The 17,894-nt window shown below is 70.7% G+C and carries 15 protein-coding genes, 1 tRNA gene and 1 pseudogene; 4 read left to right on the top strand and 13 right to left on the bottom strand.

Features of this window, described 5'->3' with window-relative positions:
* Positions 1 to 174: 174 nt before the first annotated feature.
* Positions 175 to 939, top strand: a complete 765-nt coding sequence (locus ABZV00_RS05770; protein WP_355602206.1) for a hypothetical protein — start codon at positions 175 to 177, stop codon at positions 937 to 939.
* Positions 940 to 1,028: 89 nt separating this feature from the next.
* Here ABZV00_RS05770 and ABZV00_RS05765 read toward each other — a convergent pair whose 3' ends face one another.
* The 6 genes and pseudogenes from ABZV00_RS05765 to ABZV00_RS05740 all read right to left on the bottom strand — a co-directional run bounded on the left by ABZV00_RS05765 (position 1,029) and on the right by ABZV00_RS05740 (position 5,384).
* The gene (locus tag ABZV00_RS05765; RefSeq protein WP_355602204.1) at positions 1,029 to 1,688 is read right to left on the bottom strand and encodes a response regulator transcription factor; all 660 of its coding nucleotides are present in this window, start codon (positions 1,686 to 1,688) and stop codon (positions 1,029 to 1,031) included.
* A pseudogene (locus ABZV00_RS05760) lies at positions 1,685 to 2,840 on the bottom strand (histidine kinase). Before ABZV00_RS05760 ends, ABZV00_RS05765 begins: the two are co-directional and overlap by 4 nt.
* The gene (locus ABZV00_RS05755; RefSeq protein ID WP_355602202.1) at positions 2,840 to 3,676 is read right to left on the bottom strand and encodes a type II CAAX endopeptidase family protein; all 837 of its coding nucleotides are present in this window, start codon (positions 3,674 to 3,676) and stop codon (positions 2,840 to 2,842) included. The pseudogene ABZV00_RS05760 and the gene ABZV00_RS05755 overlap by 1 nt, the downstream one beginning before the upstream one ends.
* A 250-nt stretch (positions 3,677 to 3,926) precedes the next feature.
* Entirely contained in the window at positions 3,927 to 4,427 is a 501-nt protein-coding gene (locus tag ABZV00_RS05750) for an HIT family protein (protein ID WP_355602200.1), read from the bottom strand.
* A 133-nt stretch (positions 4,428 to 4,560) separates the two neighbouring features.
* Positions 4,561 to 4,636 (bottom strand) — tRNA-Arg (locus ABZV00_RS05745).
* Between the two features lie 202 nt (positions 4,637 to 4,838).
* Complete coding sequence (locus ABZV00_RS05740; RefSeq protein WP_355602198.1) at positions 4,839 to 5,384, bottom strand: hypothetical protein; 546 nt, start codon at positions 5,382 to 5,384, stop codon at positions 4,839 to 4,841.
* A gap of 67 nt (positions 5,385 to 5,451) precedes the next feature.
* On the opposite strand from ABZV00_RS05740, the gene ABZV00_RS05735 reads away from it, so the two are divergent.
* Positions 5,452 to 6,681 (top strand): trypsin-like peptidase domain-containing protein, encoded by a 1,230-nt coding sequence (locus tag ABZV00_RS05735; RefSeq protein ID WP_355602196.1) that lies wholly within the window; start codon positions 5,452 to 5,454, stop codon positions 6,679 to 6,681.
* Positions 6,682 to 6,755: 74 nt separating this feature from the next.
* On the opposite strand, the gene ABZV00_RS05730 is transcribed toward ABZV00_RS05735, so the two are convergent.
* The 6 genes from ABZV00_RS05730 to ABZV00_RS05705 form a co-directional block, all read right to left on the bottom strand.
* Positions 6,756 to 7,901 (bottom strand): alanine racemase, encoded by a 1,146-nt coding sequence (locus ABZV00_RS05730; protein ID WP_355602194.1) that lies wholly within the window; start codon positions 7,899 to 7,901, stop codon positions 6,756 to 6,758.
* A complete protein-coding gene (locus ABZV00_RS05725; RefSeq protein WP_355602192.1) occupies positions 7,898 to 9,496 on the bottom strand; it encodes an IucA/IucC family protein in 1,599 nt (532 codons plus the stop codon). Before ABZV00_RS05725 ends, ABZV00_RS05730 begins: the two co-directional genes overlap by 4 nt.
* Positions 9,493 to 11,118 (bottom strand): IucA/IucC family protein, encoded by a 1,626-nt coding sequence (locus tag ABZV00_RS05720; protein ID WP_355602190.1) that lies wholly within the window; start codon positions 11,116 to 11,118, stop codon positions 9,493 to 9,495. The genes ABZV00_RS05725 and ABZV00_RS05720 overlap by 4 nt, the downstream gene beginning before the upstream one ends.
* A complete protein-coding gene (locus ABZV00_RS05715; protein WP_355602188.1) occupies positions 11,115 to 12,284 on the bottom strand; it encodes a siderophore biosynthesis protein in 1,170 nt (389 codons plus the stop codon). Before ABZV00_RS05715 ends, ABZV00_RS05720 begins: the two co-directional genes overlap by 4 nt.
* A 79-nt stretch (positions 12,285 to 12,363) precedes the next feature.
* Complete coding sequence (locus tag ABZV00_RS05710) at positions 12,364 to 13,851, bottom strand: MFS transporter (protein WP_355602582.1); 1,488 nt, start codon at positions 13,849 to 13,851, stop codon at positions 12,364 to 12,366.
* A gap of 92 nt (positions 13,852 to 13,943) precedes the next feature.
* Positions 13,944 to 14,666, bottom strand: coding sequence for a siderophore-interacting protein (locus ABZV00_RS05705; RefSeq protein ID WP_355602186.1), 723 nt, complete (start codon positions 14,664 to 14,666; stop codon positions 13,944 to 13,946).
* Positions 14,667 to 14,802: 136 nt separating this feature from the next.
* Between ABZV00_RS05705 and ABZV00_RS05700 the strand changes: the two genes are divergently transcribed.
* Positions 14,803 to 15,363 carry a GNAT family N-acetyltransferase gene (locus ABZV00_RS05700; protein WP_355602184.1) on the top strand — a complete coding sequence of 187 codons (561 nt, stop codon included), beginning with the start codon at positions 14,803 to 14,805 and terminating at the stop codon, positions 15,361 to 15,363.
* 11 nt (positions 15,364 to 15,374) lie between these two features.
* Here ABZV00_RS05700 and ABZV00_RS05695 read toward each other — a convergent pair whose 3' ends face one another.
* Positions 15,375 to 17,264 (bottom strand): sigma-70 family RNA polymerase sigma factor, encoded by a 1,890-nt coding sequence (locus ABZV00_RS05695; protein WP_355602182.1) that lies wholly within the window; start codon positions 17,262 to 17,264, stop codon positions 15,375 to 15,377.
* A gap of 347 nt (positions 17,265 to 17,611) precedes the next feature.
* On the opposite strand from ABZV00_RS05695, the gene ABZV00_RS05690 reads away from it, so the two are divergent.
* Positions 17,612 to 17,797 carry a hypothetical protein gene (locus ABZV00_RS05690; protein ID WP_355602181.1) on the top strand — a complete coding sequence of 62 codons (186 nt, stop codon included), beginning with the start codon at positions 17,612 to 17,614 and terminating at the stop codon, positions 17,795 to 17,797.
* Positions 17,798 to 17,894 lie beyond the last annotated feature (97 nt).

Here is a 17,894-nt window from a genome sequence, read left to right as displayed (position 1 = left end):
CCGACCAGGCACGGGCCTGTGGTGCTGGCCATCGATACGTCGGAGCCTATTCCCAGCGGCGGGAATACGGGCGGCCCGCGAGGCGCAGCGCATTTCCACGGATTCTCGTTACAGCGTCACGCAGGCGCCATGCTCGCGGAAATGGGGTAGCGGTCGCCCGTTAGGGTCACGTCTATGCGTCGACTGATCCCTGCCATTTCGATCGCCCTCGCCGCCGCCCTCATGGCTGGCTGCGGCACCGACTCCGGCGACACCGCGCAGAACACCTCACCCGTTCCCGCAACGTCCGCGGCCGACCCGGTCGCAGCCATCCAGCAGGCGATGGACCGCAGTCTCTCCGGCCCGGTCACCATGGACGCCGCCGTGAAGGCCGGCGGCCAGTCCATCACTCTCAGCGGAAAGATGGACCCTGCCACCAAGACGATCCAGGTCACCGGTAACGCCCCGGAGCCGATCGAGGCCCGGCTGATCGGCGACACCGCCTACATCAAGTCCGAGTCGGGCGAAGGCAAGAAGCCGTGGATGAAGGTCGACCTCACCAAGCTCCGGCCCACCAGCGCGCTGCGCCAGTCCTTCGACCTCAAGTCGCAGACCGGCATCATCGGCGGCATCGTAACCGCCGAGTCGACTGGCGCCGGCACCTACAAGGGCACCGCTGACCTGGAGAAGGCGGCCGCCGCCGCCAGCACGGATGGCGGAATGCGCGAGGGCATCGAGTCGTCCGCCAAACTGGCGAAGGACCCCAAGGCGATCCCGTTCGAAGCGACCGTCGACGGCGAGGGCCGGCTCACCGCACTGTCCTACACCGTCGCCACGAAGACCCTGGGTGATCTCGTCACCGACATGAAGATGAGCGACTTCGGCAAGTCCGTCTCGGTGTCGGCGCCGCCCGCCGGCGAGGTCGAGGAAGCGTCCGAGGAGATGTACAAGTTCCTCTGACCGGGCCAGCACGTCTGGCTCACCGCGCTCAACAGGCCTGATCGCGGTAGCGAAAGGGAGCGTCGTCGGATCTCACCGACGGCGCTCCCTCAGGTCACCAGGCCAGCACGGTAGGCGTAGACCACCGCCTGCACGCGGTCACGCAGGTCGAGCTTGGTGAGGATGCGTGACACGTACGTCTTGACGGTTTCCTGGCTGATCACCAGGGTCGCGGCGATCTCGCCGTTGGACAGGCCGTTGGCGATGAGACGCAACACCTCCAGTTCGCGCGGGGTCAGCCCAACGTCGTCCGGCGTGCCCTCAGCGGGACGGATCCGTGCCGCGTACCTGCCCACGAGTTGCCGGGTCACCTCGGGCGCCAGCAGCGCGGCACCGGTCGCGACGGTGCGGATACCGTGCAGCAACTGGGCCGGAGGGGCGTCCTTGAGCAGGAACCCGCTTGCTCCCGCGCGCAGCGCCTCGTACACGTACTCGTCGAGGTTGAACGTCGTCACCACGAGCACCTTGACGGGTTGCGCCACTCCGGCACCGGCCAGCAGGCGGGTTGCCTTGATGCCGTCGAGTACCGGCATCCGTACGTCCATCACGACCACGTCCGGATGCAGCCGGCCGGAGAGGTCGACCGCAGCGCGCCCGTCCCCGCACTCGCCCACCACCTCGAGGTCGGGCTGAGCATCGATGATGGTCGCGAAGCCGGTACGGATCAGCGCCTGGTCGTCGCAGACCAGCACCCGGATCGGCGCCGTCATGACGGGCTCCCGGTAGGAATCCGGGCCTGCACGACGAAGCCGCCGTCCGCCCGCCGTCCTGCGCTGAACTCGCCACCGAGCACGCCGACCCGTTCGCTGAGCCCCGCGAGGCCGCGTCCGCTCCCGCCGGGGGCCCCGGCGTACGAGCCCGAGCCTTCGGTGCTGACCTCCACAGTGGTCTCCCTCTCGCCATGGTGCACGTGAACAGTGGTGCGGCTGCCGTGGGCGTACTTGAGGGCGTTCGTCAGCGCCTCCTGCACGACTCGGTAGGCCGCTACCTCGGCACCGCCGGTCGTGTCCGCGGGGCTGCCCTCCTCGGTGAACTCCACCGGCTGCCCGGCCCTGCCGGGTCTGCTCCACGAGGGCGTGGAGCTCGCCGACGGACGGCGTACGCGGATCGATGGTGTGGTCGGGGTTGAGCAGGTCGAGCAGATGGCGCAGGTCGGTGATGGCCCGCCGGCCGGTGTCGGTGATGGCGGTCAGGGCCGTGTCGAGGCGTTCGGGGGCGGCGGTCAGGTAGCGCGCAGCCTCGGCCTGCACGACCATCGCCGTCACGTGGTGGGTCACGATGTCGTGGAGTTCGCTGGCGATCCGGGTGCGTTCGGCGGCGCGGGCGGTCAGGGCGACGTCGCGGCGGCGTTCGGCCTCGACGGCCCGGGACTGCCGCAGCCAGGCTCCGATGCCCCACGCCAGGGCCGCCGCCAGGTAGAACGTGACGAACCCGGTCACGCCTTCGGTCGACCCGTGCCGGTCGAGCGCGACGGCCAGCGCCACGTACGCGGCGGAGGCCAGGACCATGGTGGTGCGCCGACGACGTTCCAGGTGGGCCCCCGCGCTCAGCAGCGCGATGGCCAGCGCGGAGCCCGCGACCGTGTGATAGCCGCGGAGCTGGTCGATCGCGAAGCCGACCGACACCAGGGCGAGGCAGAGGGCCGGCCAGCGCCGACGGATGGCGAGCGGGAGGCACTCCAGGGCGAGCACCACGACGGTCAGCGCGTCGAAGGGACGCCCCGGCAGGTCGCCGAGCTGCGTACCGTGGTTGTGTAGCGCCGGCACCACCGACGCGAGGGCGAGCAGCAGCGCCAACGGGAGATCCCGGACCGTGACGTCCCACCGCCGCCACGAGTCCGGGACCATCCGAAGGCCGACCATCAGGAAACCGTAGCGGTCGCCGGCTGGACGCCGACCGCGCGACGGTGACGCGGGACGAGGTGACCGCGGCGGTGGGCCAGCCACATGAACACCAGGGTCAGCGCCACACCCGCCGCCACTGTGTAGAGGCTTCCCTCCGGCCCGAAGTCGCCGCCGGTGAGCAGGGTCGGGCCCGACATCGTGGTGTCCAGCAGGCCCTCGGACTGGCCGTTGCCGGAGACCACGACGCTGAAGATGCCGCCGGCGGCGAAGTTCCAGCCGAAGTGCAGGCCGATCGGCACCCACAGGTTGCGGGTGGCGGCGTAGCAGGCGGCGAGCATGAAACCGGCCTCGACTGCGATGGCGATCGCGCCCCACAGGCTGGCGTCCGGGTTGAGCAGGTGCATCAGGCCGAACACCACGCCGGTCAGCAACAGCGCGATCCAGGTGCCCATGCGTTCCTCGACGACGCGGAACAGGACGCCGCGGAAGATCAGCTCCTCGGTCGTGGCGGCGGCGGCCATGAACCCGAGCAGCGCGACCGCGCCTGTCACCGAGCCCAGGCCGTTGACGTGGTAGTCGCCGACGAAGGCGATGTTGACGATCACTGCCGCGAACATCCCGAACCCGATCAGCACCCCTCGGGTGATCCGAGCGCCGGCTCCGGCCCGAGCCACCTCCGTGACCGCACGGCGTTCGGTACGCCGTACCACCCACGCGTAGACGAGGATCGCGGCCACCGCCGTCAACACACCCAGGGCCAGGGTGAGCCAGGCGTTCCCCTCCACCGCGGCGATGGCCTGGCTGCCGATGAAGGTGACCGCCACAACGGCCACAAGCTGCTTCAACAAACGCATGACGACTCCTTCAACGAGGTCCGCGGCTGGAGCGCAGCGGCCACGTCAAACGCTATGGAGTCGCCGGTCAGGAATCGTCACCGTGCGGTGGACACTTGCGGGTAGCTCGCACGGGGGACAAGCACCTGCGCACGAGACCGTCGGGCGGGCCTTGCTGAAGGTCGGGGAACCTGACCGAATGAACAAACGACGCGCATGCCGGACTTGAGGAACGACCTGCCGGTGCCGCTGGCCAACCGACAGGGATGCCCTAAACGCCTGCGCTTGGCGGCTGGCCCGGGGATGGCCGAGCCGCCACCTGAGCGGCGGTCATCCCCTCGCGAACGGCAGCTGCTGTCGTTTCCAGCTCGACGCGCTCCCTGCGCCGCCAGTCCGCGTCGATACGGAATGTGTCACCGGCGAAGCGCGGGAACACGTGCAGGTGCACATGGAAGATCTCCTGGAATGCAGCTTTTCCGTCGGCGAGGAACATGTTTACCCCCTCGCACAGCAGCGTGGAACGGCGGAGCGCTCTGGCGAGCCGATGCGCCTGCGTCCACATCCGTCCACCAACATCCTCGGGCAGGTCTTCCAAGCCGACGGCGTGCAGGCGTGGCACGACGAGCAGATGCCCCGAAGTCACGGGGTGCAGGTCCATGAATGCGATGATCTCGTCATCCTGATGGACAAGGCTTGCTTCCAATTCACCGCGCACGATGGCGCAGAAGAGGCAGCCCTCTGGCTGGGCGAGCTCGTTGCCAGGCAAGTTCATGCACCAAAGGTAATCATCAGGACCTATATAGCAACCGGGATTCCCGAGCGACGATGATGCAGCCAGCCGCCGCTTGCGCCTGCCATCCCCGGGGCCGGAGATCCCCGCCGGAGGCACGCTCAAGGGTGTGACCTGGTGCCCCCGGCAGGATTCGAACCTGCGACACACGGTTTAGGAAACCGATGCTCTATCCCCTGAGCTACGGGGGCGCGAGTGGTCAGTGTAACGACCTGCGGGTTGACCCGCGTTGGCAGGGACTGACCCACGTTGACCTGCGCCGACCCGGCGAACCGCCCCGACCGACGACCGCACCAGACGGGTCAACGACCATGATCGTTGACCCTCACCTCGCTGCCTGACAAGACGCGCCGCCACGGACCATGGGCCTGCCCAGCGAGACTCCTGGACCGCCTATTCCGTGAAGGCCGTCCAGGAGACGGCCTGGTCGAATCGGCGAGCGGCCAGGTCGTCGACGCGGATCAGGAACCGGCCGATGTAGACGTCATCGCCGGGATCGAACTGAACGAGCGGCACCCACTCGCGCATGACCCGGTGCAACTCCTCCTCCAGCTTGAAGTCCTTCTGCTCCGGCGGAATGACGAGGTCGCCGGCCCCCTGCCGGGCCTCGAGGTTCTCCAGAGCCATCATCAACTCGGGAGTGCTGTAGAGGTGGTCGGTGTACAACTCACCGATGCCCCGGGTGTAGCCGCCGAACCGGAACGCGGCGTAGGTCGCGTCCGGCCAGAGACGGCGGGCCAGGGCGTAGAGCTCCCGGCGGTGTGGCAGGTCACGCGCCAGGCGGGTCTGGAATTCGGACAGGCCGTCCTCGTCCTCCTCGTACTCCTCGTACTCCTCAACGTTCAGCCAGCCGGGGATCGCCGCATGGACGACGGCGAAGAGGGTGCGCCCCGGGGCAAGAGCTGAAGCCGAAGACCCGGGACATAGATAGATTTGCATGTTTATCTGGGTTCCGGTATGAAGGCTGCAAGCACGTCTGGGTGCTGGTTCCTGGGGAGGAGCGACGATGAAACATGCCCTGCGACGCCTACGAACGGTGGCCGTCTCGCTCGGTGCCTGCACACTCGGGCTGAGCTTGCTGTCGGTACCCGCCGCCGAGGCGTACTCGGTTCAACCTCTCGCACCGCAGTCCGAGCGGGCACCCGAATCGGATCAGTTCTCGGCCGAGGGCGTCACCACGGTCGGTGAGCTTCGCACCATCAACGGCTCGCTGTCCTACGCTGAGGACGGCGGGACGCAGATCATCCGGCACCCCGGCGCGTCGTACGTCAAGGTGCACTTCAGCTCGCTGCGACTGGCTGACGGCGAGTACGTGACCGTGTCGAGCCCCGACGGCCGGGAGAGCTACCGGTACGACCGCTACCTGAACCGGAAGACCGGCGCGGACTACACCACCGACGGACAACCGGGCTTCTGGGCGATGTCGGTGGACGGCGACACCGCGGTGGTGACGGTGCACAGCAGCCGCACCTCCCGCAGCAGCGCCGCGACCATCGACCGGTTCTGGCGCGGCTACGACCCAACGGAGATCACGCAGCACAACTTCTCCACGCAGTCCGTCTGCAGCACCGACGCCCGCCGCGACGTGGTCTGCTACCAGACCAGCCACCCCAACGAGTACGCCAAGGGCAGGGCGGTGGCGCGGCTGCTGATCAGCGGCGGTGGAATGTGCACCACCTGGCGGGTGGGCAACACCAACCGCATGCTGACGAACAAGCACTGCTTCTCGACGCAGTCCGCAGTCAGCGGCAGCGAGATGCAGTTCAACTACCAGTGCGCCACCTGTGGCGGCTCGAATCCCGGCGCCGGCACCAAGGTCAGTGGCGCCACCCTCTACAAGGTGAGCAGCGGCGGCTCCAACCAACTCGACTACACCCTGTACTCGGTGAACAACTTCACCAACATCCAGACCTTCGGCACCCTGTACCTGGCGACGACCGCCACCACGACCGGCACGAGGATGTACGTCCCGGGGCACGGTGACGGCAGCCCGAAGCGACTGTCGATCTTCGAGGACACCCAGAACGGCGCGAACTGCACCGTCAAGAACGCGAACTACAACACCTGGAACATCAGCTACAGCTGTGACACCTCTGGCGGCAACTCGGGCTCGCCGGTGCTGAACGCCAGCCACCGGGTGATCGCCCTGCACCACCTCGGCGGTTGCCCGTCGAACCAGGGCGCGAAGGCACACCTCATCTACAACGAGATCGCCAGCCTGATCGACAACGGCTGACGGCAACTGACGACCACGGGCCGTCGGGGCGCGCTGCGCTCCGACGGCCCACCGGCATCCAGCACCTGCCGGGGTCACGACCCCAGCGGTCGGGCCGCCCAGTCGGCGGCGAGTTCATCTGGGTCACCGGTCCGGAACAGCGGCGGCTCGTGCAGCAGGAAGTCGCGGTGACTGATGTTCCAGGCATACGCCCCGGCCATGGCGAAGGCCAGCACGTCCCCCACGCCGATCGGCCCCGCGGTGGCCGAGCGGGACAGCACGTCCTTCGGGGTGCAGAGTTGCCCGACCACGGTGACCGGCCCTCCGTCGGTCCGTGGAACGTCGACGTCCCGTCGCCGGTGCACGCCGAACGGCTGCGGGTGACCCTTTGCCACGGGTGTGCGCAGGTGGTGAGTGCCGCCGGTCACCACCACGAACCACTCGCCGTAGGAGCGTTTCACGTCGATCACCTCGGTGAGGTACGCCCCGCAGTAGGCGGTGACCGACCGGCCCGGCTCGATGCGCAGCCGCAGGTGCGGGTACGCGTCGACGACCTTCGCCAGTGCCTGGCCGTAGCTCTCCCAGTCGAACCGTGCCGTCGGGTCGGCGTAGTCGACGGCCATGCCGCCGCCGACGTCGACCTCGGCGGCATCGATCTCGGCGACGGACCAGCGGACCACGGCGGCGGCGACCTCGCCGGCGAGCGGGGCGTCCAGCCCGCTGGCCAGGTGGGCGTGGATTCCGCGTACCTCGATGCCGGCGGGCGGGCGGCGGGCACACTCCACCGCGTCGGCCGGGTCCATGCCGAACGGGCTGGGTCCGCCGCCCATGACCAGGCTCGCCCCGGGCGCATCCACCGGCAGGTTCACCCGCAGCAGCACCTGGGCCGACCTGCCGGAGGCGGCAGCCAGTGCGCCGAGACGCCGTAGCTCGGCCGGCGACTCGACGTGGATGCGGTGCACCCCGGCGGCGAGAGCGGCGGCGAGGTCCTCTTCGGTCTTGCCGGGCCCGGCGTACGCGGCCGGCTCCTGCCCCGGCAGCACCTCGGACAGTCTCCGCAGCTCGCCGCGGCTGGCGGCCTCGAACCCGTCGACAACCGGAGCCAGGGTACGCAGCACGCCCGGATCCGGGTTCGCCTTGACCGCGTAGAGCAGCTCCACCCGCCGTGGCAGCGCGGCCCGGATGGATCGGGCGTGCGCGGCCAGCCCGTCGAGGTCGTGGACGTAGACCGGTCGGGTCACCGTGGCCCGCCCATCGGGTTCGGCACCGGCACGAACGGCGCGGCCCGGTCGGCGTCGCGTCGCCACCGGACCAGCAGGTTCGCCTTGGCCACCAGCGGCTCCCCGTTCAGCAGCCCGCGCAGCTCGGGCGGCTCGCCGAGGTCGGCGGCCACCGCCGCGACGACCGCACGTAGCTCCTGCCACAGCGACCGTTCGATCCCCGGCTGCGCGTCGGCGAGCGCACCGCAGACGCCGGCCAGGTGGTTGACGAACAGGCAGTAGACGATTCGGCGGCGAGCGGCCCGCGGACCGTAGCCGGCCTGCGGTGGGACGCCGTCCGGCCAGGTGACCCACCGGTCGGTGTCCAGCTTCACCCCCTCCAGGTCCCGCAGCAGCATCCGTACCGGACGGCGCTCCCGGTCGAGCACCACGACCACGTTCTGCAGGTGTGCCTCGTGCACGACGCCGTCGCTGAGCCAGCAGCGCAGCACCGCCGGCACCAGCAGCCCGATGTACGCCCGCCACCAGGCCACCGGATCCGGTACCGCCAGCGGCGCGGCGGCCAGCGCCGCCGCGAGGATCGGAGTGTCCCCGGGTCGCAGGTGCGGGCGCAGGCCGGTGCGCAGGATCGTCCCGTACGCCTCGTCCGCGCCCGGGACGTCGACCGTGCGGTAGGCGGGCTCGGCGAGCAGCCCGACCCCGGCCGGCATCGGCACCCGGGCCAGCAGGTCGGTCAGGGTGACCGCGCCGGTGAGCTCGTACCGCGCGTTCTTGCGCAGGCAGTTGGTGATCCGGACGTGCAGGCTGGTCTTGACGAACAGGTCGGCCTCGGGGGCGTAGAGGGTGCGGACGCTCGCCGTCGGCCGTACCGGAACACCGGACGCACCCAGGTGACGCAGCCGGGGATGCGCTGGCGGGATCAGCGACAGTTGCCAGGGGTGTACCGGCAGCACCCGGTGCCCGGCCGGGGGCCGCGGCGGGTCGAGGGCGGCGATCAGCGGGTCGAACGGCCCGGCGCCGGCGACGAGGTCGTCCGGCACGGCGAGCCAGTGCAGTCGGAACGCGGTACGCAGCTCCGGCGCGTACCCCCGCCAGGTGTCCGGATCACCGCTGCGCCACTTCGGCGCCGGATGGTGCGGGTGGCCGAAGACCAGCGACTGTTCGGAGTCGACGTACGCGTCGATGGCCGGCTCGCCGGTGGGAGTGGGGTCCTGTGCCGGGCGCTCGGCCAGCAGCCGGGCCACCGTGTCGCGGCTGGCCCGGACCTGCCCGACGAACTCGTCGTTCACCAGGCCGGTACGGGCGGCGAGTTCCGCCGCGACCAGCGTGGCCAACCCGTCCGCGTCCAGGTCCTCCCACCTGCCGTCGTCGGCCATCCGCTGCACCGGGCCGGCGTAGCGGTGCGCGCCGAGCGGGGAGGTTCGCGCGACGGCGCAGCGCAGCGTCACGTCGAGGTGCCGTAGCAGCAGACGCGCGGCACCGCCAGCCACGGTGGTGTCGCCGTCGGGCAGGGCGATCTCCCGCAGCAGACAGCCGAACACGGTGTGGGCGGTGGCAAGGTCGGCGCGCTGGCTGGTGTCGACGCCCGGCCGGGAGCGCAACTGTGCGCTCGTCATCGTGTCTCCTGTAGGTAGTTCGGGCCGGTGCGCCGGTAGTACTTGTTGATGTCGGCGCAGCCCAGCCGCTGCTTGGGCAGCAGGGTGCCGGCGGTGAGCATCGCCTTGATGGGTAGTCGGGCCGCCTGGAGAACCCCCTCGGTGAAGGATCGCACCGCCGGCCCGTCGCCCCAACGGTCGCGGGCTGCGGCCAGCCGGGGTGCCAGCGCGGCGGCCGGTGACGGCACGGGCAGGCCTCGGGCGGCCAGGGCGATCAGGGGTGCCGCCGCGGCCAGGTGCAGGGTGATGGTGATGAACACGTCGGCGAGCTCCTGCGGATCGCGCGCCCACATCCGGTCGTCCCGCAGCGGGAGCCCGCCGGGACCGCGATGCCGGAGGTCCAGTCGGGCGCCGTCGTTGTCCTTGTAGAGCAGGCCGATCGACCCGTCGGGGTGCACCAGCAGGTGGATGTTCTGCGGGTGCGCCTCAAGGGCCACCCCGTGGCGTAGCCAGAGGCAGACATGCCAGTCGAGCAGGAGGTCCAGGTAGGACCCGAGCACCCTCTCGGGCTGCCCGGCGCTGATCCGTTCGAGGACGGTGCCCGCGACCGGGTCGGGTGCGGCGAGGGCTGCGACCGGCACCACGTGCACGCCGGTCAGGTCGCGCGGAAAGCGGCGCAGCAGGAAACTGCGGCGCTCGTCGCCGTCGACGTGTGCGTAGGTGCTCTCGTCGGCGTGCCGGATCCGGCCGGTAAAGGCTGGTTCCGCGCTGGCGATCCGGTCTAGCAGCCCGGCGACCGCCGCGCCGTCGGCGAGCGAGCCCGGGTCCAGTGTCCGCCGGTTGCGGGCGCCGAGGCTCGCTGTCGGCAGCGGCAACTTCAGGTGAACGTACGGGTCATGGTCGAGCGCCACCGTCCGCATGGAGAGGGTGGGCCGCGCGGAGAACGTCGGCAGGTCCGCCACCGGTAGCGCGTCGCGTGCCGCGATGAGCGGATGCACCGGCATCAGCAGCTGATCCGGGCGCTGTGCCCGCGGCCACCATGGCGGGAGATCGCCGGTGAGCCGCACCTGTTCGGCGGAGGCGGCGTACCAACTCAGCCGGAAACGCGGCGCGTGTTCGGGGGCGTAGCGGAGCAGTTCGTCGTCGCTGAGCCCCGGACGGGAGCGGTCGGTGGGGTAGACCGGATGACCGTGGTGCGCGGCGAGTACGTCGTCCAGGAGCGCCGCCGGCATACCCGTGGGGGTGATCGGGCGCTCGGCGGCCACCTCGGCGAGCACCCGTGACCGAGCAGCGGTGACGAGCCGTCGCGCCCGCAGGTCGGCGCGACACTCGGCTCCGAAGTCCCGCCAGCCTGCCTCGGCCTCCGGGTCGTCGTGCGGAGCGAGCAACGTCAGCAGCCCCTCCACGGTGTCCGTCCGGCGGGTGTCTCCGTCCACGACGACGTGCACCATCGGTGCGGCGCTGCGCAGGGCCTGCTGGAAGCCGCCAGCGCGGACCGGTATCCGCAGCAGCCCGGCACCGTGCGGCACCTCCCACCTGTCGGGGCCGTCCGGCCGGCCTCGGCTGAGCAGACCGAGGTGGTCCTCGCGCAGCAGGGCGTCGAGCACCCGGACGAACACCTCCCGCTCGCAGTCGTCGCTCACTCGACGATCGTCCACTGCAACCCTTGGTGGAAGGCGGCCAGCGACTCCCGGACGGTGTCCTGGTCGGGGCCGATCGCGTGCAGCGCGGCGAGGTAGTCGCGGTTCGTGCCGGTACGATTCGCGATCCGGCCCAGCTCGCGCAGGGGTCGGCAGCCCAACCGGACCTCGCCGTGGACCGTGTCCAGTGGGCCGGGTGCGGCGGTGAGCCGGCCCGACCGGTCCGCGCAGACGTACTCGACCCGGGCGTACCGGTCGACGGTGGCGGGCAGGTCGAGGGCGGCCAGCGGCTCGCCGAGGTGCAGCCGGATGACGTACTCGAACAGCGGCACGCCGAGCAGTTCGGCGAGGATCAGGTCCATCCGGTCGCCGATGAGGCGGTAGTTCACCTCGATCAGCCGGACCCGGCTGTCCTGGACGACGTACTCGGTGTGGCAGGCGCCCAGGCCGACACCGAGCGCGTCGAGGCACGCCCGAAGCTGGGTGCTGATCTGCTCCGCCGGGGGCGACCAGTCGAGGCTCTCCTCGGTGAAGGTCGGTGGCGGGCCGAGGTGGGTGCGCCACCCGCCGAGGACAGCCAGCGCCGTACCGTCGCCGAGAGTGTCATGTGTCCGCAGCTCCCCGGCGAGGTACTCCTCGACCACCAGTGCCACATCCGGCCGCCGGCCGCGGATCTCGGCGACCCGGGCGTCCAGCTCTCGATCATCGGCCACCAGGTAGGCGTCCTCGCTGGCCACCCCCTCGCGGGGTTTGACCACCGCTGGGAACATCTCGCCCGGCGCGGCGGGTGGGACACCAGGGTCGACGGCGACGGCGCGGACCAGGTCGAGCCCGGCAGCCTCGATCGCCCGGCGGGTGGCGGCCTTGTCCTTGCAGAGCCGGGCGGCGTCGGGATCCTTGCCGGGCAGGCCGAGCTTGCGGGCGGCGATCGCGGTGACCTCCTGAAGGTGGTCGCTGTTGGACAGTAGCGCCGCCGGCCGGTCCCCTGCTGTCGCCGCGACCACCGCTGCCGCGTCCCGGATCGCACACCGCGCCACCGGCACCTCGGCCGGCCACTGCTCGGGCCGGTCGGTCAGCACGGTGACCGGCAGTTCGAGTGCGGCCGCCGCTGGTAGGAAACCTTCCAGGACGGCGTCGGTGGGGTTGAGCGCGGTGATGTACAGCCGCATACGGCCTCCGTCGAGGGCGACGATCGTCGTGATTAGGGTAGCCTACCCTTATTGTCGGGATGTAAGTGGCTTGTCCTGACTATCTGCCAACGGCCGGATCGGCTGGCCCGGGGCGCACGGACTCCGATCGCTGCGCCCGGTGCAGCAGCCCGGCGGCGACCAGGCCACCGACAAGCACAGCGGCAGCGCCCACCGTCTGCCCGGTCTCCAGCGCCGAGGCGAAGGCGACGGTGACGGCCTCCCGCTCCGGCCCCTCGCCGGCAGCGGCGAGCGCTGCGGGGAACGACCCGGCGCCGGCCAGGGCGGCGGGCAGCAGGGCGGCGAACCGGGCGTTCAGCACGGCGCCCAGCACCGCGATGCCGAGGCTGCTGCCGACCTCGGTCATGGTGCCGTCGACGCCGGCACCGGCACCGGCCTTCTCCGCCGGGATCGCGCTCATCACCGCCTCGACGATCGCCGGGTTGGCCAGCGCGCAGCCGACGCCCATGATGAGCAGCCCACCCAGCAGCAGCCCGTAGCCGTCGGAGGGGACGAGGGTGATCACCGCGAGGCCACCCGCGAGCAGCGTCATGCCGACGGCGATGGCGGCCGCCAGGCCGAGCCGACGGATCAGGGCGGCGGCGACGCCGCTGACGTTGAGCAGCACGATGGACAGGGCGAAGGGTGCCATCCGCAGGCCCGCCTCCCAGGCGGGGTAGCCGCGGACGAACTGCAGGTGCTGGGTGAGCAGGAACAGCGCGCCGGTGGCCCCGAACGTGATCAGGACGACCCCGGAGACCGCGCCGACGAAGCGCCGGTCCCGAAAGAAGTGCATGTCCAGCATGGGATCGGCGATCCGCCGCTCCCAGCGGACGAAGAGCCCGAGCAGGAGCACGCCGACGGCTGCCGTGCCGAGCACCTCGGGCGACGCCCACCCCCGGTCCGGCCCGGAGATGATGGACCAGACGACCCCGGTCAGTCCGGCGGTGGAGAGCGCCGCGCCGACCACGTCGAGGCGGCCACCGGCCGGGCCGCGGGACTCGGGTATCAGCGCACGGCCGGCGACAAGGCAGACCAGCACGATGGGGACGTTCATCAGGAAGATCGCGCCCCACGGCAGGTGGGCGAGGATGGTGCCACCGATCGGTGGCCCGACGGCGAAGCCCAACGCGCTGGTGGCGGCCCAGATGCCGATCGCCCGGGACCGCTCGGCGCCGTCGAAGACCTGCATGGCGATCGCGAGGGTGGAGGTGGCCAGCAGCGCACCGCCGACGCCCATTCCGGCCCGGGCGGCGATCAACTGCCCGCTGGTGGTGGCGAGCCCGGCGGCGAGCGAGCCGAGTCCGAACAGGACGAGCCCGGCGAGCAACATCCGGCGGCGCCCGTACCGGTCCGCGGCGCTGCCGGCGGTGAGCAGCAGACCCGACAGCACCAGCGCGTACGCGTTGATCATCCATTGCACATCGGCGGTGCTGGCGCCCAGCTCGGTCGTGAGCACCGGCACCGCCACGGTCAGCACCGTGTTGTCCAGCACCACGACGAGTTGGGCGACGCAGAGCACGGCCAGGATGAGCCACCGGTGGGGCAACCGGGTCGATGCCGTGAGCGCGGCGGTCGGTTGACCCGCCGCGTGGGTGTTCGTCGACGTGTCGACGACCGCTCCGCGTCGGCCAGCGGGGGTCACGCCACGGCCTTCGCGGCTTTCCAGTAGCCGAGGGAGATCAGCTGGCTCTTGTCGACGCCCAGGGTACGGCGGATGTGCCGGATGATGCCGCGGGTGCTGGCCGCCTCGCAGGCCACCCAGTAGTGGGCGGTATCGCTGGCCGGCAGGGTGGCGCAGACCGTGTCGACCAGGTGTTGACCCGCGTCGCGCCGGGGCACCCAGGTGACGTCGTGGTGCGCCCGAGCCCGTGGCGCGAGTGCCTTCTCACCCTCGTGGGCGTACTCCAGCCAGACCGTCGCCGGGATGTCGGCGCCGGCGTCGAGCAGGCTGTTCACCGCGGCCAGGGATGCCGCGTCGCCGACGAGGTAGAGGTGCTCGGGCGCGGGGTCGGGCAGTTGGTAGGCGCTGCCCTGGACGGTGGCGCCGATGGTGTCGCCGACCTGCGCCGTGGTGGCCCAGCGGGCGGCGCAGCCGTCGTGGATGGCGAATTCGAGGCTGAATCGGCCGGTGGCCGGGTCCGGGTCCACCAACGTGTAGGCACGCTGGTGCGCACGGCCGTCGTTGTCGAACCACAGCCGGATCCACATGGTGGGGTGAACCCCGCACGCCTCCAGCAGGCCGCCCCCGTCCAGGAGCAGCCGCTGGTAGTGCCCTTCGACCGACTCGGTGCCCAGCACGGTCAACCGAAAGTCCCGGCCTCCCATGGCCTTGAGGACCAGGGCCTCCCAGTTCCGTTTCACGCACCCTCCAAGTAAGGTCAGCCTTCGTTAGGGCAGGGTAACCTAAGTTGAGCGCCCGACGGAACATGCATTCCTCTCGCCTCGGTGCCACGTACCGATGAGCCACTCACCACTCCGCAGCAAGGGACGGCGCCTCATGACATACCAGGAGAAGATCTCGGGCCTCGGCGAGTTGTCGTTGGTAACCGTGCAACCCGACCGGCACGCCGAACTGCTGCACAGTTGGGTGACCCGGCCCCGCAACTCTTTCTGGGGCATGGGGTCGCACACCTTGGAAGAGGTACGCGAGATATACGCGTTCGTCGACAGTCTGCCGACGCACCACGCGTACCTGATCATGATCGACGCGGAACCGGTCGGCCTCTTCCAGACCTATCAGCCCGAGGCGGACCCGGTCGGCGAGCGCTACCCGGTGCAGCCTGGGGATGTCGGGATGCACCTGCTGCTCAGCCCTGACCGGCGCCTCGCCCAGGGCATCACCAGCGCCGTCGGCCCCGCCCTCGCCCGCTTCCTGTTCCGTGACCCCGCTGCCCAGCGGATCGTGGTCGAGCCGGACGTCCGCAACCACCTCGCGCTACGCCGGCTGGAGAGCGAGGGCTTCACCTACGGGTCCGAGATCGACATGCCGGACAAGCATGCCCAACTCGCGTTCCTGACGCGCGCCCGGTTCGAGTCGAACCACCCGACGTCGGCCTGACCGTCGGCTGCTCAGCGGGCGGCCTGGAACGCGCGTCCGACCAGGGTCGCCTCGGTGCCGTCGCTGAACAGCCCGGACCGGTCCTTGTCGGTGGCGGGTAGGCCGAACCAGGCGTAGCGCTGCACGTAGGAGAGTTGGCCCAGCATGCTGGTGGCCGCGGTGAGGAAGGCCGCCTGTTGCTCCTGACTGGGAAACTGCTGGCGTCCGCCGTCGAAGCGGATCAGCGCGAACTCGGTCAGCCAGATCGGCTTCTTGTACCGCTGGTACACGGCCTGCAGGTACTGCTTGAGCTGGTTCACCGCAGTGGCGGTGGTGAACTCGGCACCGAACCAGTGCAGGGTGATGAAGTCGACCCGGTGACCGCGGGAGGTCGCGCCGGTCATGAACCTGTCGAGCCAGCCCTGCGGGTCGGCCCCGCCCCAGGCGACCGCCGGGCTGCCCAGCCTGCTGCCGGTCGCCATCAACTGCGGCCACAGGTCCAGCGCCCGCTCGACGGTCATGTTCGCCTGCTCGGGCAGGTCCGGTTCGTTGAACGTGAGCAGGTACGGCCCGGCCGCCCTGGCCCGGGCCAGATCTGCGGCGGTCACATTCTCGGCGCCACGGATCATCGGTACGAACGTCGCACCCTGCGGAGTGCTGATACCTGGGTGTTGGGTGCCCCAGGTGTAGTACCAGCCGGCCTTCGAGTTCGCCAACGCCTGGCTGACCCCGGCGAAGTTCCACACCCCGACGCCCTTCCTCGTCGAACTGACCGCCGGTGCGGCCGGTGCCCTCGACGACGGTCGCGCACTCGGTGACGGCGCGCCGCTCGGGGATGGGACGGCGGCGGGTGTCACGGCGGGCGGGACGGCCCACGAGGGTGCGGGCGGATCGTCCGGTCGGATCACCACCAACGCGGTGAGGGCGAGGATGACGGCTGCGGCGCCACCGACAAGCGCCGGAAGCAGGCCGCGGGGCCGGTTCACCGCCAGGTTGGCGATGCCCTGTCCGCTGCCGACGTCGGTGGGCACACCGCCGGGTGGGGTCGTCCCGGCGGTGTGCCCGGCCGTCGGGTCCGGGGGGTGGTACCCGACGGCCTGCGAGGCGGCCGGGGGAAGGGCCGCGCTCGGGAAGTGGGCGCTGAGGCTGGCCGGCAGCGGCAGCAGCGACAGACCGGCGAGCAGCCGGTCGATCGGCACCAGGCTGGTGCCCAGGCGCCCGCAGGACGCGCAGTCCCGGACGTGCCGGGCCAGTCGTTTGCGCCACAGTGGATTGGGAGTGCCGTCCCACCCGACGGCCGCGGCCCGCAGGTCCGGGCAGCCGGGGCGGGTCCGTAGCGCGCGGACGACGGCCCGCGCACTCTGGATCTGTTCCTTCATCCGGTGGATCCGCACGGCGACGTGGCCTGGGGAGAGCGCGAGCGCGTCGGCGACCTCGGTCCGCGCGAGCACGCCGGTCTCCTCCAGCCACCAGAGCGACAGCAGTTCCTGGTCGTCCGGGTCGAGCCAGCGGGTCGCCTCGGCGACCTCGCGTCGTTGGTCGGTGAGACCGAGCCGGAGGATGGTGATCGCCGCGAAGTCGGAGGCCGGGTCGGGCACGTTGTGGATCGCATCGAGCCCGGCGTCGCGGTTGAGTGCGACCCGTCGGCGCTGTTCCCAGTCACGCACCTGACGGATGGTGATCGCCACCAGCCAGGACCGGAAGGCTGCCGGGTCGTTGAGCGCGGGCAGGTGCCGGACCACCCGTACCAATGTCTCCTGGACCACGTCGTCGACGTCGGCGTGGCCGCGGAGCGCCCGGCCGACGATGTTGTAGACCAACGGGAGGGAGGCCGCTACGACGTCATTGAGAGCGCGCTGGTCGCCCTGTCGGGCCGCGACGACCAACCCGGTGTCGGGTTGTCCTCGACCGGTTGACGACATGGGTCTCACTCCTTCTGCGCTCATCGTCGGGGCGCTAGCGCTGTGCGCGCGGACACCCTCTTGATCGGAGACCCGTGGCGGCGGGTCGGATTACGGAATTCTCCAGAGACAACTGTCGGCCACCTACCGCCCGGGTGCGAGTCAGGGCGGATGTGGATGGCCCCCGATGGCGGCGCATGGTCGACGGCGACGCCGGGTATGGTGCGTGTGTAGGTGTCGCCGGGCGCTCGCCCGCGATCGAGACACCGTGCTCTGGCGCCAGAGTGAGCGCCGGGTTTATCGCGAGGTTGTGCGGCAGGAACTGCCGACGGCCGGATGCACCCCTCTGCTGAAGACAGGACCCTTGCATGACTTCGAACAACAGTGATCGACCGGCGTTGTTTCTCGCCACCGCGACCGCCGACGGGCTCGACGGCCCGGGCGTGACCTTCGACGGCAGCGAGGAGGCCATGCGGCGACTCCGCGATCCCTTCGCGGTAAAGGCGAGTCGGCCGGGTGCGCAGGACGCCGACAACCCGGATCAGCGCGATTGATCCGGCGGACTCCCGCCGCCGAAGAGGACGCCCGCTCGCACCACGCGCACCTCGCGACTTGCGGGCATCCCCCTTTCGGCTAGTAATACATCGCTCT

Source organism: Micromonospora sp. NPDC005173 (genome assembly GCF_040608515.1).
Taxonomy (GTDB): Bacteria; Actinomycetota; Actinomycetes; order Mycobacteriales; family Micromonosporaceae; genus Micromonospora.
This window is presented reverse-complemented; position numbering and strand designations above follow the sequence as displayed.

Excerpts from the sequence above, each read along its gene's own strand:
- ABZV00_RS05770 (WP_355602206.1), top strand. The coding sequence starts at position 175 with ATGCGTCGACTGATCCCTGCCATTTCGATCGCCCTCGCCGCCGCCCTC.
- ABZV00_RS05765 (WP_355602204.1), bottom strand. The coding sequence starts at position 1,688 with ATGACGGCGCCGATCCGGGTGCTGGTCTGCGACGACCAGGCGCTGATC.
- ABZV00_RS05755 (WP_355602202.1), bottom strand. The coding sequence starts at position 3,676 with ATGCGTTTGTTGAAGCAGCTTGTGGCCGTTGTGGCGGTCACCTTCATC.
- ABZV00_RS05750 (WP_355602200.1), bottom strand. The coding sequence starts at position 4,427 with ATGAACTTGCCTGGCAACGAGCTCGCCCAGCCAGAGGGCTGCCTCTTC.
- ABZV00_RS05740 (WP_355602198.1), bottom strand. The coding sequence starts at position 5,384 with ATGCAAATCTATCTATGTCCCGGGTCTTCGGCTTCAGCTCTTGCCCCG.
- ABZV00_RS05735 (WP_355602196.1), top strand. The coding sequence starts at position 5,452 with ATGAAACATGCCCTGCGACGCCTACGAACGGTGGCCGTCTCGCTCGGT.
- ABZV00_RS05725 (WP_355602192.1), bottom strand. The coding sequence starts at position 9,496 with ATGACGAGCGCACAGTTGCGCTCCCGGCCGGGCGTCGACACCAGCCAG.
- ABZV00_RS05715 (WP_355602188.1), bottom strand. The coding sequence starts at position 12,284 with ATGCGGCTGTACATCACCGCGCTCAACCCCACCGACGCCGTCCTGGAA.
- ABZV00_RS05700 (WP_355602184.1), top strand. The coding sequence starts at position 14,803 with ATGACATACCAGGAGAAGATCTCGGGCCTCGGCGAGTTGTCGTTGGTA.
- ABZV00_RS05695 (WP_355602182.1), bottom strand. The coding sequence starts at position 17,264 with ATGTCGTCAACCGGTCGAGGACAACCCGACACCGGGTTGGTCGTCGCG.
- ABZV00_RS05690 (WP_355602181.1), top strand. The coding sequence starts at position 17,612 with ATGACTTCGAACAACAGTGATCGACCGGCGTTGTTTCTCGCCACCGCG.